The 16,199-nt window shown below is 43.0% G+C and carries 10 protein-coding genes; 8 read left to right on the forward strand and 2 right to left on the reverse strand.

All coding sequences use genetic code 11. The annotated features are described in order from the left end of the window. The first annotated feature begins 50 nt into the window (after positions 1 to 50). The 6 genes from I2D56_RS08860 (at position 51) to I2D56_RS08885 (ending at position 7,237) form a co-directional block, all read left to right on the forward strand. The gene (locus I2D56_RS08860) at positions 51 to 980 is read left to right on the forward strand and encodes an ABC transporter permease (RefSeq protein WP_126403651.1); all 930 of its coding nucleotides are present in this window, start codon (positions 51 to 53) and stop codon (positions 978 to 980) included. Positions 981 to 993: 13 nt separating this feature from the next. After that, positions 994 to 1,926 carry a carbohydrate ABC transporter permease gene (locus tag I2D56_RS08865; protein WP_023022064.1) on the forward strand — a complete coding sequence of 311 codons (933 nt, stop codon included), beginning with the start codon at positions 994 to 996 and terminating at the stop codon, positions 1,924 to 1,926. 63 nt (positions 1,927 to 1,989) lie between these two features. Then, a complete protein-coding gene (locus tag I2D56_RS08870) occupies positions 1,990 to 3,471 on the forward strand; it encodes an ABC transporter substrate-binding protein (protein ID WP_195348397.1) in 1,482 nt (493 codons plus the stop codon). Positions 3,472 to 3,665: 194 nt separating this feature from the next. Continuing rightward, positions 3,666 to 4,277 (forward strand): YesL family protein, encoded by a 612-nt coding sequence (locus tag I2D56_RS08875; RefSeq protein WP_195214344.1) that lies wholly within the window; start codon positions 3,666 to 3,668, stop codon positions 4,275 to 4,277. Positions 4,278 to 4,279: 2 nt separating this feature from the next. Beyond that, on the forward strand, positions 4,280 to 5,926 hold the full coding sequence (locus tag I2D56_RS08880) for a sensor histidine kinase (RefSeq protein ID WP_195348398.1): 1,647 nt from the start codon (positions 4,280 to 4,282) through the stop codon (positions 5,924 to 5,926). Between the two features lie 12 nt (positions 5,927 to 5,938). After that, positions 5,939 to 7,237 (forward strand): response regulator transcription factor, encoded by a 1,299-nt coding sequence (locus tag I2D56_RS08885; protein ID WP_195348399.1) that lies wholly within the window; start codon positions 5,939 to 5,941, stop codon positions 7,235 to 7,237. 50 nt (positions 7,238 to 7,287) lie between these two features. Here I2D56_RS08885 and I2D56_RS08890 read toward each other — a convergent pair whose 3' ends face one another. Together I2D56_RS08890 and tyrS are read right to left on the reverse strand one after the other, a co-directional pair. Then, a complete protein-coding gene (locus tag I2D56_RS08890) occupies positions 7,288 to 8,130 on the reverse strand; it encodes a methyltransferase domain-containing protein (protein ID WP_195348400.1) in 843 nt (280 codons plus the stop codon). Positions 8,131 to 8,186: 56 nt separating this feature from the next. Beyond that, the gene (tyrS, locus tag I2D56_RS08895; RefSeq protein WP_023022070.1) at positions 8,187 to 9,443 is read right to left on the reverse strand and encodes a tyrosine--tRNA ligase; all 1,257 of its coding nucleotides are present in this window, start codon (positions 9,441 to 9,443) and stop codon (positions 8,187 to 8,189) included. Positions 9,444 to 9,651: 208 nt separating this feature from the next. Between tyrS and pbp1b the strand changes: the two genes are divergently transcribed. Beyond that, complete coding sequence (pbp1b, locus tag I2D56_RS08900) at positions 9,652 to 12,102, forward strand: penicillin-binding protein PBP1B (protein ID WP_416385327.1); 2,451 nt, start codon at positions 9,652 to 9,654, stop codon at positions 12,100 to 12,102. 421 nt (positions 12,103 to 12,523) lie between these two features. Next, the gene (gene rpoB / locus I2D56_RS08905; protein ID WP_195348402.1) at positions 12,524 to 16,093 is read left to right on the forward strand and encodes a DNA-directed RNA polymerase subunit beta; all 3,570 of its coding nucleotides are present in this window, start codon (positions 12,524 to 12,526) and stop codon (positions 16,091 to 16,093) included. Positions 16,094 to 16,199 lie beyond the last annotated feature (106 nt).

Below are 16,199 nucleotides of genomic sequence, written 5' to 3' on the forward strand. Positions count from 1 at the left end.
AAAAAATGTAAACGTTACCAAAAAAATAAAATGACAAAGGGGGGAGTCAGATGAAAAAGTTTGTTAAGACCTTGAGAGAAAATCTCATTTTCTTCTTGATGGTTTTACCAGGTGCAGCGTGGTTGATTTTATTCTTCTACATACCTGTTTTGGGAAACGTTGTCGCATTTAAAGACTATCATATCACCGGAGAGGGATTTATTGATAGTGTAATGAAGAGTAAGTGGGTAGGATTTGATAACTTCAAATTCCTCTTTAGTTCTAAAGATGCTTATATCATTACAAGAAATACCGTCCTTTACAACCTAGCCTTTATTTTCTTGGGCTTGATTGTTTCTGTTGGGATTGCCATTATCTTTAGTGAGATGCGTTCCAAACGGTTGGTTAAAGTGTTTCAAACATCAATGTTGTTCCCCTATTTCTTGTCATGGGTTATCATCAGCTTCTTTACAGATGCCTTCTTAAACGTCGATAAAGGCTTGATTAACCACATCTTAACATCACTTGGGATGAAAGGAATCAACTTCTATACAGAGGTTGCCATTTGGCCAGCGCTTCTCCTCTTCTTAGGAATCTGGAAAGGCTTTGGTTATAGCAGTGTTATGTACTATGCAACCATCATGGGGATTGACCCAACCTTCTACGAAGCCGCAACAGTGGATGGAGCATCTAAGTGGCAGCGAATCCGCCACATTACCATTCCTCAGTTGTCTTCCTTGATTACGGTCTTGACCATCCTTGCCATCGGAAATATCTTCCGTGCTGACTTTGGATTGTTCTACCAAATCCCACATAACTCAGGTGCTCTTTATAGTGTGACAAACGTAATTGATGTCTATGTCTACAACGGACTTGCTAAATCAGGAGATATTGCGATGGCCGCAGCGGCTGGTCTTTACCAATCAGTTGTCGGATTGATTCTCGTTTTACTTTCTAATATTGTAGCACGTCGGATTGATAAGAATGCAGCGCTCTTCTAGAAAGGAGGATACCATGGCAAAATCAAAAATTAAAAAAGAAAAAGTTGATAATGTTGGAATCCACTCCTTCAGTAAGAAAGCAGACATCTTCTTTAGTAGCATCGTCGGCTTGGTTGCTCTATCCTGTATCTTGCCCTTCATCTTCGTTGTCATGATTTCCTTGACAGATGAACAAAGTTTGGCAATTCACGGCTTCCAATTTTGGCCTGCTAAGTTTGGTGCAGATGGCTATCTTTTCCTTGTTCAATTTAAGGATAAGATTCTTCAAGCCCTCTTCATTACCTTGTTTGTAACGATTGTAGGGACAGCATGTAATGTCTTTATTACAACGACCTACGCCTATGCCATCTCTCGTAGAACCTTTAAGTACAGAAACTTCTTTACTGTCTTTGCCCTCTTGAGTATGCTCTTTAGTGCAGGGATGGTACCAGGATATATCGTTACCACTCAGTTGCTTCATTTAGGAGATACGGTTGGAGCCCTCATCATTCCGATGTTATTGAGTCCTTTTAACATCATCTTGATGCGGACCTTCTTCAAACGGACGATCCCAGAAGCTATTCTTGAGTCTGCTCGGATAGATGGAGCCAGTGAAACACGGATCTTCTTCCAGATCTGTTTACCACTTTCTCTCCCAGGGATTGCAACCATCAGTCTCTTTACAGCCCTCGGCTTCTGGAATGACTGGTTCAACGCTCTCCTCTATATCAAGAGTGAAAACCTCTATCCTCTTCAATACTTGCTGATGCAAATCCAAAATAATATGGATTACATCTCTAAATCAGTCGGTGCATCTAGCCAAATCGCTGGTGCAGTCCAATCCCTTCCTAAGGAAACTGGACGGATGGCCATGGTGGTGGTGGCAACAGTTCCAATCGCTATCCTCTATCCATTCTTCCAACGTTACTTTGTAAAAGGATTGACTATCGGTGGTGTGAAAGAGTAAGCGAACCTTTCTCACCCACCCTTCATAATGTTAATAAAGAAAAATAAAAAAGGAGTTTTTCTCATGAAAAATTGGAAAAAATATGCTTTAGCTTCTGCTAGCGTTCTCGCACTTGGAGCAACTCTTGCTGCTTGTGGTAACTTGACAGGTGATAACCAAAAATCATCTAAGAGTGAAGACGGCAAAACAGTTATCAAAATGTACCAAATCGGTGACAAACCGGATAACTTGGATACCTTGTTAGAAAATGCGAACAAGATCATCGAAGAAAAAGCTGGCGTTAAATTGGACATCCAATACCTTGGTTGGGGTGACTACGACAAGAAGATGAACGTTATCATCTCATCTGGTGAAAGCTACGATATTGCTTTCGCAAACAACTATGTCATCAACGCTCAAAAAGGTGCTTACGCTGACTTGACAGACTTGTACAAGAAAGAAGGGAAAGAGCTCTATGAAGCACTTGACCCAGCTTACATCAAAGGGAATACTGTAAACGGCAAGATCTACTCTGTTCCAGTTGCAGCCAACGTTGCATCTTCACAAAACTTTGCCTTCAACGGACCACTTCTTGAAAAATATGGTATCGACATCTCAAACGTCACTGACTATGCTTCTCTTGAACCAGTCTTGAAAGCGATCAAAGAAAAAGATCCAAACGTTGTTCCATTCGCAATGAACAAGAGCTACGGTGGACCTTCTGATGACTTCGATTACATTGCAGTAGATGGACTTCCATTCGTTGTCGATTTGCAAGGTGACACAACTAAAATCGTTGACCGTTACACTATTCCACGTTATGTTGAAAACTTGAAGACTCTTCATAAATACTATGAAGCTGGCTACATTCCAAAAGACGTAGCTACAAGCGACACTGGATATGACCTTTCTCAAGATACTTGGTTGGTACGTGAAGAAACAGTAGGACCTGCTGACTACGGTAACAGCTTGCTTACTCGTGTAGCAAACCGTAAGATCGAGATCAAACCATTCACTCAACTTTACAAGAAAAACAACACTACTCAAGTTGCAAACTTTGTCATCTCAAACAACTCTAAGAACAAAGAAAAAGCAATGGAAGTATTGAACCTCTTGAACACAAACCCAGAACTCTTGAACGGTCTTGTTTATGGTCCAGAAGGCAAGAACTGGGAAAAAGTTGAAGGTAAAGAAAACCGTGTGAAAGTCTTGGATGGATACAACGGAAACACTCACATGTCTGGATGGAACACTGGTAACAACTGGATTCTTTACATCAACGAAAACGTAACGGATGAGCAAATTGCACAATCTAAGAAAGACTTGGAAACTGCAAAAGAATCTCCAGCACTTGGATTCATCTTCAACACTGAAAACGTGAAATCAGAAATCACTGCCCTTACAAACACTTTGAACCAATTCACAAGTGCCATCAATACAGGTACAGTAGATCCTGAAGTTGAAATTCCTAAGATGCTTGAAAAATTGAAATCAGAAGGTGCTTACCAAAAAGTATTGGATGAAATCCAAAAACAATACGATGAGTACCTTGCTTCTAAGAAATAAGCTAACATTACTTGCTTAAGTCTATCAAAAGACTTTGAGGTCTTCGCACTTCAAAGTCTTTTCTGTTGAGGATTTTGAAATCGAAAGCATCAGGGGAAATGTGCTATAATATAGGGTATAATCATCAGTTGTACTAGGGAAACTATACTAAGTCGTAAGTTCCCCTCTACAGCAAATGAACATGGAGACAAATTATGGGAAGAATGATTGAATTAATTTTTACAAGGGTCTATTTAGCCATGTTGGCAACAGGGATCTTTTGGGCTTTAACCTTCTGTGGAGGCATCCTATTCGGGTTTGGGCCAGCTAGTGCAACGATTATGAGTCTATATGCCGAACATGGATCTGATTACAAGCAATATGGTTGGTCTGAGGCTTGGGCGCTCTATAAAGAAAATTTCCGTCGAGCCAACCAGGTTTTCTATACATTTTTTTTAATAGAAGCCATTCTTATTTATGGAATGTATCTGATGGTTCAATTGCCCCACTTGTCCCTGTTTCAGATTTTTATCTTATTGGTCAATTTGATTTTCTTATTGGTGGCTCCCCTGACTTTTGCAGTCTATCTCAAGCTTCAAGTCCATTTTGACTTGTCCTATCTCAACAGCTTGAAGTTGAGTTTCATCGGTGCTTTTCTGGATATTCGTGCAGTGACCAAGTTTCTCTTGGGGACCTTTCTGTTAGGGGTTGTTACCCATTTCGTTCCGGCTTTGTTTTTCTTTGTTTTACTGGGCTTGTGGCATTTCTTTGTCAATGATATTTTTCAACCAGTCTATGAAACAATTCGCTCTAAAGTGGTTTCTTAATTATGAAAAAAATATGGTTAGCGACTCTTTTGAAATTCTATGCCTATATCATGGTGGGGATCATCACGACCTTAGGCGTGACGGTATCCTTGGTCTATTGGCATAATCAGCGAGCAGAAACCGATCGGATCGCTCAGTTGATTTCCTCTCGCTTGACTGCTGAGGTAGAGGATATCTACAAAAGATCGACACAATGGGGAAAGAGTCTGGTAGAAAACCCTGCCAAGCTCGAAGGAGTTTACAAGTACTTTTCAATGTCGCCTTCGGAATACGAAAGTTGGCGTCTGGACAATTATTTTTCCAACTATATTCAAGTCTCCCTACACCGCAATGTTGAGACTCTTTATTTGGAACACGATGCACTCGACCAAATCGATTTGGTGTTAAACGATTATACAACAGTCTTTGTTTCCAGTAAGAATAAAAAAGGGGGAGAACAAGTTCCAGCGGATCAATACATAGCTAGCTCGCAAGCCATCCCAGTTTCCTTGACAGATGTGACGACTGGCCAGGATATTGGACTGGCTTACATTAAAATTAATCCAGCACTTTTGGATTCTGTTGTCGACAATATTCAAGACACGATTCCAGTTGCTGTCCAAATTTATAATCCCTTGGGCAAGGTTTTTTACCACAGAGGGGATATCAACCCTAAAGATCATAGCCAGTGGATTGTGCGAGATACTGCTTACGGCTATCAAATCTGGGTTGGAATTCCGACTTCTTACACGGTTCGAACGGCCTTATTTAGTTTTACCTGGATGATTTCGGTCGCCTTAATCCTATTCTTGGTCTTGTATCTCTTGCTTCAACGAATTTTCCGTAATTACCAAAAACAAGTTTTGGATTTGGTAGATACCATGGAAGCCATCAGCCAGGGGGATTCTGAGCGACGGATCAATGTGGATACCAAAGAGCAGGAGCTCCTTTTAGTTGCAGAAACGACCAATGCCATGTTAGACAATATGGACAAGTCTATCCGTGATATCTATCAGCTACAACTGAGCCAAAAAGATGCCAATTTGAAGGCCTTGCAAGCGCAGATTAATCCGCATTTTATGTATAATACCATGGAGTTTATTCGCATGTATGCAGTTATGCAGGATCAAGAAGAATTAGCTGATATTATTTACGAATTTAGTAGTCTCCTTCGAAACAATATTTCAGAGGAGAAAGAAACGACCATAGAAAATGAGTTGGAATTTTGTAGAAAATACAGCTATCTCTGTATGGTGCGTTATCCAAAATCGATTGCTTATGGCTTTAAAATTGAACCGGGTCTAGAAGAGATGATTATTCCGAAGTTTACTCTTCAGCCACTAGTGGAAAATTACTTTGTTCATGGAGTTGATCACAAGCGCAAGGACAATGTCATTAGTATCAAAGTCCGTCATGTTGGAGGAGCTGTGGAAATTCGGGTTCAAGACAATGGGAGAGGACTGGAACCGAGCCAACTGCAACGAATTCAACAAATATTGAGTCATAGGGATCCACGAGAAGAAGTAGAAGAGAGTAAGGGGCGACAATCGATTGGGATTGTCAATGTCCACGAGCGTTTCCTTCTCTACTTTGGGGATCGTTACCACATTCAAATTACATCAGAAAAAGGAAAAGGTGTTCTCTATACGATTACCATCGAGGACACTTAAGAGGAAAAAATCGTGTATAAAGTCTTATTGGTTGACGATGAATATATGATTACTGAGGGGTTGAAAAAACTGATTCCCTTTGAAAAATGGGACATGGAGGTTGTTTACACAGCAGAGGATGCAGATCAAGCCTTGGCCTATGTTGCGGATTATCCAGTGGATATCGTGATTACAGATGTCAATATGCCAGGAAAAACTGGTCTGGAAATGATTGATCAAATGCAGTCCATGCTTCCCCATGCAGCTTATATCATTATGTCAGGTTACCAAGATTTTGCTTATGTAAAAAAAGCCTTAAACCTCCGAGTAGCAGACTATCTGTTAAAGCCTGTCAATAAGGTGGAGCTGGGGAATATCCTAGAAAAATTATCCCAAACTCTGAAAAACCCAGATCAAGCGACGGCCAATCGGCTCCTTCATGAAGATTGGTCAGAAGAAGAGTTCGAACAAGCCATCCGAGGAAGAAAACAACTCTGGATTGGAGTGGATAAGGAAAGGAAGGGCTTTGCCAGTTCATCTTATCAGGTCTTAGGAAAAAATCTTCAACTCTATCTTTCCGATGAGGATGAAGGGGCTTTCCTACAGCGCCGTTTCCAAGCACCTTATAAGGAACATTTTCAACAATTTAAAGAGCTTGTTGAACGAAGTCTGTTTTATGGGGATATCCCATTGGAGGAAGAAGATGGTGTCTTTAATTACTATGAACCCATCTACCGTGTCATCATTCAGGGGAATATCCAGCAAATTTTGGAGGAGTTAAACTGGTTAGAAGAAACTGTGAAAAGCCATACTCCAAAAGTGGCGATAGCCAAGCAACTCTTTATTCAGTTCATTATGGATGTCTTTCATTTATTTGAACACCTGCACGGTGATGACCTGACAGAAATTGTGAAAGCCGTTCATGATACACCGACTTTCGAGGATCTTGTTACCTGCGTTCGGAACCAATTGGAGAGTTTCTTTTCTCAATATCGGATGAACAATAATGTGGCGACCGTCCTAGAAGTAATTGGACGCGACTATCGGAAGGAACTGTCGCTCAAGGATATCAGCAAAGATCTCTATATCAATCCCGTTTATTTAGGGCAATTGATCAAACGTGAGACCAATTCCACCTTTGCAGAACTCTTGAATAAACAACGGATCAAAGCTGCCCAACAGTTGCTTTTATCCACAACGGAAAGTATTGAAGATATTTGCTATGAGGTCGGCTACAGCAATGTTGGTTACTTTTACAAGGTATTCCGCAAGTTGTGTGGCAAGTCTCCTAAAGCCTACCGTCAACAAATCGGCGTAGAGGAAAGTGATTAATCTGTAAACATGAAAAATACCCTCCATTGATTAAAAATGGAGGGTATTTTTTAGTTGCTTCTTCCAATCAAAATCGTAGCAGAAATCGTGACTTGAGTCAGATCGGTCCAGTCAATTTGAGCTGGATCGACATGAAAGAGGAGAGGCGTCATGCTCAGAAGAGCCTCCCGCAATGCTGGAGTCAGTTCGAACCTTTCCTGGCAATGGATGGTATTTTCAATCGTAAAATGATCAGAAAAATGTTGAATAATCTGCTCATTGGAGTAATCTACCTGGTCTAGGTGGTCCTTCACCTTTTGACGAATCTCTTGCAGATGGGTGGCAGTTGGGATGACCTTGATGAGGCGACCATCTGGGGCCAGGACCCGTTTAAATTCCTGATAATTTGCTGGCGAAAAGATATCTAGGAGGAGGTCCATGCTCTGGTCTAAAAGAGGGAGATGAGCCAGGTCTCCGACAAACCACTTGACCTTCCATTCCTGGTCGCTTTTGGCAGCCAGCTGGATCGATTCCTTCGACAAATCAAAGGCGTAAAAGGAATGGTCTGGATGGCGTTCTTGTAAGCTGCGCGAATAGTAGCCTTCCCCGCAACCAATATCTAAAATGTTGGCTGGATGGGCCAGTGGAGACAAGCATTCTGACAGGGCATTAAGGATATGGTTGTAGAAACCATTCTCTAGAACGAGTTGCCGGTTTTGGAAATTTTCCTTGTCATAGTCCTTGGAGGCCTTCACTTGTGGCGCCAAGTTCACATAGCCAAACTTAGCAAGGTCAAAGGAGTGGCGGTTGGGGCAAGCCAAGCTTTGTTGGACCAGGTCGAGGGCTTCTTGACAGATGGGACAGGCAAAAGCCGATGCAGTCTGAAATCGTTGTAATTTTGGTTTGATCGTCATGATACTTCTAGTGTACCAAAAAACCTCTGAAAGTCATAGCTTCAGAGGTCTTCTTTTTAATAAGTCAAAACAAAGTATTTTTTCTTACCGCGACGGATAACGGTCAATTCGTTTTCCAATTTATCGCTATCGCTCAAGACATAGTCAAGGTCTTGGATGCGGTCGCCATTGATGTAGATGGCACCATTTTGTACATCTTCACGAGCTTGGCGTTTGGAGTTGACCACGCCAGAAGATACAAGCAATTCTACGATGTTGAGGTTTTCGTCTGCTTGGACTTGGTAGTTTGGCACACCACGAAGGCCTTGTTTGAGTTCTTTGACAGAAAGGTTTTTGATATTTCCTGCAAAGAGTTGTTCTGTGATGTTGAGGGCTTCTTTGTAGGCTTCTTCACCGTGAACGAGGGTGACCACCTCACGCGCCAAGACTTTTTGAGCCAAGCGTTCATGTGGCGCAGCTTCAAACTGTTTGCGGATCTCTTCAATCTCATCAAGAGACAAGAAGGTAAAGATTTTCAAGAAGCGAACAGCGTCAGCGTCCATGACATTCATCCAGAATTGGTACATTTCGTATGGAGAAGTCTTTTCAGGGTTGAGCCAAACCGCATTCCCTTCAGATTTACCAAATTTCTTACCAGTCGCATCTGTAATGAGTGGAACAGTGATGACGTGACCAGTCTTGTCAGCCTTTCGACGCAACAATTCGGTACCAGCTGTCATATTTCCCCACTGGTCAGAACCACCGATTTGCAGGGTAACATTGTGGTCTTGGTTCAGAACAAAGAAGTCGTAGCCTTGCATGATTTGGTAGGCAAATTCAGTGTAAGAAATCCCTGTTTCAATCCGCTTCTTCACAGATTCCTTGCTCATCATGTAGTTGACAGTAAAGTATTTTCCGATGTCGCGAAGGAAGTCAATGAAGCTGATGCTGCCAAACCAGTCGTAGTTATTGACCATGACAGCCTTATTTTCCCCATTTTCAAAATCTAAGAAACGAGACAATTGCCCTTGGATAGAAGTGACCCAACCGTCTACAGTCTCCTTAGTTTGTAAACTGCGCTCGGCATCTTTGAAAGAAGGGTCTCCAATGAGTCCGGTCGCACCACCGACAAGCGCATAAGGTTTGTGGCCTGCCAATTGTAAGCGACGACTGGTCAAGATTGCAACAAGGTGCCCAAGGTGCAAGCTATCAGCAGTTGGATCGTAGCCAGTATAATACGATACTTGTCCTTCTTCTAGGGCTTTACGCAAAGCATCTTCGTCAGTCGTTTGGAAAATCAAACCACGTTCTTTTAGCTCATCAAAAATGTGCATCGTTCTCTCCTTTTCTAAGCTACTGGCCAGATCGATGAAAACAGTCCAGTATCTGTATGGTTTCTCTCTATTTTACCATAATGACTTGAAATAGCAATGAATGGACGAAAAAAATCCAATCGGAAGCAGTGTTCTCAACTTTAGGAATTGAAAAGAAAGAGGTCCATTTGGTATAATGGGAAGGACAAGGAGAAATAGAGTGAGTCAAATGAGAGAATTTTTTACAAAGTGCGGGAAGAAAATAAAAGACTTCTTTGCCAAAATGACGGTTGAAGTCAATGAGAAAGAAGACAAGGAGGGCTGGTCACTAGGAGATCTCCTAGCGACGGTTCTACGGACGATGAAACTCCTTTGGGATGTGCTACTGGTGTTTGCTTTGGGTGGTCTCTTGTTTGGTGCAGGGATTGCGATTGGCTATGCAGCTAGCCTCTTTAATGAGACAGAGACGCCGGATCCGACCCAATTGGTTCAACAAGTGCGAAATATTTCGAGCGTTTCAAAGATTTCCTACTCAGATGGAAGCATCATTTCTGATATTGACAGTGACTTGATTCGGATCCCTGTTCAAAAGGATGCGATTTCGGACAATGTCAAAAAGGCTGTCATTGCCACAGAAGATGAGAATTTTAATAGTCATAACGGGGTCGTTCCGAAAGCGGTGATCCGGGCTACCTTGGGTTCAGTTGCTGGAGTAGGGTCCTCTAGTGGTGGTTCAACTCTGACCCAACAGTTGATTAAACAACAAGTTGTGGGAGATGCACCGACCTTCTCACGGAAGGCTGCTGAGATTATCGATGCCCTTGCTCTTGAGCGGGTAATGGATAAGGACGAAATTTTAACGACCTACCTCAATGTCTCTCCATTTGGTCGAAACAACCGGGGACAAAATATTGCAGGAGTGGAAGCTGCAGCTCAAGGGATTTTTGGTGTTTCTGCCAAAGATTTGACTGTTCCACAGGCAGCCTTTATTGCTGGTTTGCCACAGAGTCCAATTGTCTACTCACCATACGCTTCTGATGGCAGCCTCAAGACTCAGGAAAATCAAGCTTTAGGATTGGATCGTGCCAAGGATGTCTTGTACAATATGTATCGGACAGGTGCTATCAGCAAGGAAGAGTACGACCAATATAGTCAATATGATCTAAGCAAGGATTTCCTTCCTTCAAATGGCATCGAGAAGACACCACACGACTACTTGTATTTCCAAGCTGTTAGTGAAGCGGAAGATGCTATGTATGAGTATCTAATCAAGAGAGACAACGTTTCTAGTCACGACCTAAAAAACAATTCAACGGTTAAGTCTTATCAAGAGTTAGCGAAGAAAGAATTGAGAGAGGGTGGCTATACGGTCCAAACCACTATCAACAAAGCTATCTACAATGCCATGCAAGAAGCAGTTGCCAATTATGGCGGTATCTTGGACGATGGAACGGGTACGGTAGAAGTCGGAAATGTCCTCATGGACAACCGAACAGGAGCGATTCTCGGCTTTGTTGGGGGACGGAATTTTGACGGGAATCAGAATAACCACGCTTTTGATACAGAGCGTTCTCCAGGTTCTACTATTAAACCCTTGCTAGCTTATGGAATCGCCATTGACCAAGGCTTGATGGGAAGCAATAGCATCGTCTCCAATTACCCAACTAACTTTTCTAGTGGAGAGCCAATTATGCACGTGGATAACCGGGGGACTGGGATGATGGACCTCCGAGAGGCCCTTAATACCTCATGGAATATCCCAGCTTATTGGACCTATCGTACTCTCCGTGAAAAGGGTGTCGATGTCCCAGGCTATATGGAAAAAATGGGCTACGATATCGCTGAGTACGGCATTGAAAGTCTGCCAATGGGAGGCGGGATCGAAGTAAGCGTCGCCCAACATACAAATGGTTATCAAACCATTGCAAATAATGGAAATTACCAAAAACGCTACATGATTGAAAAAATCATGGATCGCAATGGGGAAGTGGTCTACCAACATGAGAGCAAGGCGACCCGCGTCTACTCAGCAGCAACTGCGACTATCATGCAGGACCTGTTAAGAGGTGTCATCAGCTCTGGTGCGACAACGACCTTTAAGAGCCGAATCAGCCAGGTCAATCCAACTCTTGCTAATGCCGATTGGATTGGGAAAACCGGAACCACCAATGTGAATGGAGATATGTGGCTCATGCTGTCTACTCCAAATCTTACCTTAGGTGGCTGGATTGGACATGACAACAATGCTTCCATGGCTCCGTTGACAGGCTACAATAATAACGCAAGTTACATGGCCTATTTAGCGAATGCCATCTACCAGGCGGATCCAGCTGCTTGGGGCGTGCAAGATCGCTTTACCTTAGATAGCAGTGTTATTTCATCGACTGTTCTCAAATCGACAGGACAACGACCTGGTCGTGTCAATGTCAATGGTCGTGATATCGATGTGTCGGGTGCGACGGTTACCAGCTATTGGGCTAAAAATGGCGCTCCACAAACGACCTACCGCTTCGCAATTGGTGGATCGGATAGTGATTATGCTAGTGCCTGGGCTGGAATTCTAGGCGGTTCAGCTAATACTTCCAATGGAAATCGCAATAGCAACCGGACAAGCAATTCGAACACGCCAAGTAGTTCGAACACGACAGCTAGTTCATCATCTAGTGGACAAAACAGATAAAAATAACGAGTTGCAATACCATAAAATCGTTTTCATGTCTAGAGAAAACCTTGTGTTTTTTATGAAAATACGATATAATAAGGACAAGTAATTTGTCGTGCGCTTTATTTGAAATATTGTCCAAATAGAAGCTTACAGCAGTTAAATCAAACTTTATAAAAGTCGATTTAGCTGCTCTTTTTGTGCCTATTTTTAGAAAAAACGGAGCTTGTCACACAAACTTAATCTTTCTAAAAATTCCAAAAAGGATGAATGATACGGAGGAGATTTCTTCTCACGTGATGTAGATCACACCCCCTTCATAACATCGTTTCGACTGGATCAGAACCATTCTGATGTGGTCAGAAGCGATCTAGAAACCGGATTTTCAGAGAGGACCTTCCCCTAGCTGGTATCCTAGTATAGAAAAGGAGTTAAAACTTTGGCAGGACATGACGTTCAATACGGGAAACATCGGACCCGTCGTAGTTTTTCAAGAATCAAAGAAGTTCTTGATTTACCAAATTTGATTGAAATCCAAACGGATTCATTTAAAGATTTTCTGGATCATGGTTTGAAAGAAGTTTTCGAAGATGTATTGCCAATTTCGAACTTCACAGACACAATGGAGTTGGAATTCGTCGGCTATGAAATCAGAGAACCAAAGTATACCTTGGAAGAAGCACGTATCCATGATGCGAGCTATTCTGCCCCAATCTTTGTAACCTTCCGCTTGGTCAACAAGGAAACAGGCGAAATCAAAACTCAAGAAGTCTTCTTTGGTGATTTCCCAATCATGACCGAGATGGGAACCTTTATCATCAATGGTGGAGAGCGGATCATCGTATCTCAGCTCGTGCGTTCACCAGGTGTCTACTTCAATGATAAGGTGGACAAGAACGGTAAGGTTGGCTATGGATCAACGGTTATTCCGAACCGTGGAGCTTGGCTAGAGCTTGAAACAGACTCAAAAGATATTGCTTATACTCGTATCGACCGTACGCGTAAGATTCCATTTACGACTTTGGTTCGTGCCCTTGGTTTCTCTGGGGATGACGAGATTTTTGATATCTTTGGGGATAGCGAATTGGTTCGCAACACAGTTGAAAAAGATATCCACAAAAACCCAATGGATTCTCGTACAGATGAAGCCCTCAAAGAAATTTATGAGCGTCTTCGTCCAGGTGAGCCAAAAACAGCGGAAAGCTCACGTAGCTTGTTGGTAGCCCGTTTCTTTGATCCACGTCGTTATGACTTGGCCCCAGTTGGTCGCTACAAGATCAACAAGAAACTCAATATCAAGAACCGTTTGTTGAACCAAACGATCGCAGAACCATTGGTAGATGCTGAAACAGGAGAAATCCTTGTAGAAGCTGGTACCGTGATGACACGCGAAGTCATCGACAGCATCTCAGAACATTTGGACGGTGATTTGAACAAGATTGTCTACACTCCAAATGATTCAGCAGTATTGACAGAACCAGTCGTTCTTCAAAAATTCAAGGTTGTGGCACCAACGGATCCAGACCGCGTTGTCACTATCATCGGCAATGCTAATCCAGATGATAAGGTTCGTACCATCACTCCAGCCGATATCCTCGCTGAGATGAGCTACTTCCTTAACTTGGCTGAAGGTCTTGGACGCGTGGATGATATCGACCACCTTGGAAACCGTCGTATTCGTGCCGTTGGTGAATTGCTTGCCAACCAAGTTCGTCTTGGACTTTCACGGATGGAACGTAACGTTCGTGAACGTATGTCTGTTCAAGATAACGAAGTATTAACACCACAACAAATCATTAACATCCGTCCAGTAACTGCAGCAATCAAAGAATTCTTTGGTTCTTCCCAATTGTCCCAGTTCATGGACCAACACAACCCACTTTCTGAGTTGTCTCACAAACGTCGTTTATCAGCTTTAGGGCCTGGTGGTTTGACACGTGACCGTGCTGGATACGAAGTCCGTGACGTGCACTACACTCACTATGGACGTATGTGTCCAATCGAAACACCTGAAGGACCAAACATCGGTTTGATTAACAACTTGTCATCCTACGGACACTTGAACAAGTATGGATTCATCCAAACGCCATACCGTAAAGTAGACCGTGAAAAAGGTGTGGTCACTAACGAAATCGTTTGGTTGACAGCTGATGAAGAAGATGAGTACATCGTAGCCCAGTCCAACTCTAAGTTGAACGAAAAAGGTGGTTTTGCTGAGCCGATCGTTATGGGACGTCACCGTGGTAACAACCAAGAGTTCCCATCTGATCAAGTCGACTACATGGACGTATCTCCAAAACAGGTAGTTGCCGTTGCGACAGCATGTATTCCTTTCTTGGAAAACGATGACTCCAACCGTGCCCTCATGGGTGCCAACATGCAACGTCAGGCTGTGCCATTGATCGATCCAAAAGCGCCTTACGTGGGTACTGGTATGGAATACCAAGCAGCCCATGACTCAGGAGCTGCAGTCATTGCGCAACATGATGGGAAGGTTACTTATGCCGATGCTGACAAGGTAGAAGTTCGTCGGGAAGATGGATCTCTTGATGTTTACCATATCCAAAAATTCCGTCGTTCAAACTCAGGTACGGCTTACAACCAACGTACCCTTGTAAAAGTTGGCGATGTCGTTGAAAAAGGCGACTTTATCGCAGACGGTCCATCGATGGAAAAAGGGGAAATGGCCCTTGGTCAAAACCCAATTGTTGCCTACATGACATGGGAAGGTTACAACTTCGAGGATGCCGTTATCATGAGCGAACGCTTGGTGAAAGAAGATGTCTATACATCTGTTCACTTGGAAGAATTCGAATCAGAAACGCGCGACACTAAGTTAGGCCCTGAAGAAATCACTCGTGAAATTCCAAACGTTGGGGAAGATGCTCTCAGAAACCTTGACGAAATGGGTATTATCCGTATCGGTGCGGAAGTAAAAGAAGGCGATATCTTAGTTGGTAAGGTAACACCGAAGGGTGAAAAAGATCTTTCTGCTGAAGAACGTCTCCTCCACGCTATCTTTGGAGATAAATCTCGTGAAGTGCGTGATACTTCTCTTCGTGTACCTCACGGTGGAGATGGTGTTGTTCGCGATGTCAAGATCTTTACGCGTGCAAACGGAGATGAATTGCAATCGGGTGTGAACATGTTGGTTCGTGTTTACATCGCACAAAAACGTAAGATCCGCGTCGGAGATAAGATGGCCGGTCGTCACGGAAACAAAGGGGTTGTTTCTCGTATTGTTCCTGTTGAAGACATGCCATACCTTCCAGATGGCACACCGGTTGATATCATGTTGAACCCACTTGGGGTGCCATCACGTATGAATATCGGTCAGGTTATGGAACTTCACCTCGGTATGGCAGCTCGTAACTTGGGTATCCACATCGCAACACCAGTCTTTGACGGAGCAAGCTCAGAAGACCTCTGGGATACTGTTCGTGAAGCAGGTATGGATAGCGATGCTAAGACCATTCTTTACGATGGCCGTACAGGTGAGCCATTTGACAACCGTGTTTCTGTCGGTGTCATGTACATGATCAAGCTTCACCACATGGTTGATGATAAACTCCACGCTCGTTCTGTCGGACCATACTCAATGGTTACCCAACAACCACTCGGAGGTAAAGCTCAGTTTGGTGGACAACGTTTCGGGGAAATGGAAGTTTGGGCCCTTGAGGCTTATGGTGCGTCTAATGTCCTTCAAGAAATCTTGACCTACAAGTCAGATGATGTCAACGGACGTTTGAAAGCTTATGAAGCGATTACCAAAGGAAAACCAATTCCAAAACCAGGTGTGCCAGAGTCCTTCCGAGTACTCGTGAAAGAATTGCAATCACTTGGATTGGATATGCGTGTTCTAGATGAAGATGACAAAGAAGTTGAACTTCGCGACCTTGACGAAGGGGAAGACGACGATGTTATCCACGTAGATGATCTAGAAAAAGCACGTGAAAAAGCAGCTAAGGAAGCTCGCGCAGCTTTCGAAGCTGAAGGGAAAGAAGATTAATAAAATATGTAGTTCAAGAGAGTAGAAAACCTGAGAAGGTTGTCTATCTCGAAGCTTTAGAGTTGAAGGTGTGAAGAAAATTCCTTCTCTCCTTCACAAAAAGCAA

The sequence above is a fragment of the Streptococcus australis genome, assembly GCF_015553625.1.
Lineage (GTDB): Bacteria > Bacillota > Bacilli > Lactobacillales > Streptococcaceae > Streptococcus > Streptococcus australis_B.

Excerpts from the sequence above, each read along its gene's own strand:
- I2D56_RS08860 (WP_126403651.1), top strand. The coding sequence starts at position 51 with ATGAAAAAGTTTGTTAAGACCTTGAGAGAAAATCTCATTTTCTTCTTG.
- I2D56_RS08865 (WP_023022064.1), top strand. The coding sequence starts at position 994 with ATGGCAAAATCAAAAATTAAAAAAGAAAAAGTTGATAATGTTGGAATC.
- I2D56_RS08870 (WP_195348397.1), top strand. The coding sequence starts at position 1,990 with ATGAAAAATTGGAAAAAATATGCTTTAGCTTCTGCTAGCGTTCTCGCA.
- I2D56_RS08875 (WP_195214344.1), top strand. The coding sequence starts at position 3,666 with ATGGGAAGAATGATTGAATTAATTTTTACAAGGGTCTATTTAGCCATG.
- I2D56_RS08880 (WP_195348398.1), top strand. The coding sequence starts at position 4,280 with ATGAAAAAAATATGGTTAGCGACTCTTTTGAAATTCTATGCCTATATC.
- I2D56_RS08890 (WP_195348400.1), bottom strand. The coding sequence starts at position 8,130 with ATGACGATCAAACCAAAATTACAACGATTTCAGACTGCATCGGCTTTT.
- tyrS (WP_023022070.1), bottom strand. The coding sequence starts at position 9,443 with ATGCACATTTTTGATGAGCTAAAAGAACGTGGTTTGATTTTCCAAACG.
- pbp1b (WP_416385327.1), top strand. The coding sequence starts at position 9,652 with ATGAGAGAATTTTTTACAAAGTGCGGGAAGAAAATAAAAGACTTCTTT.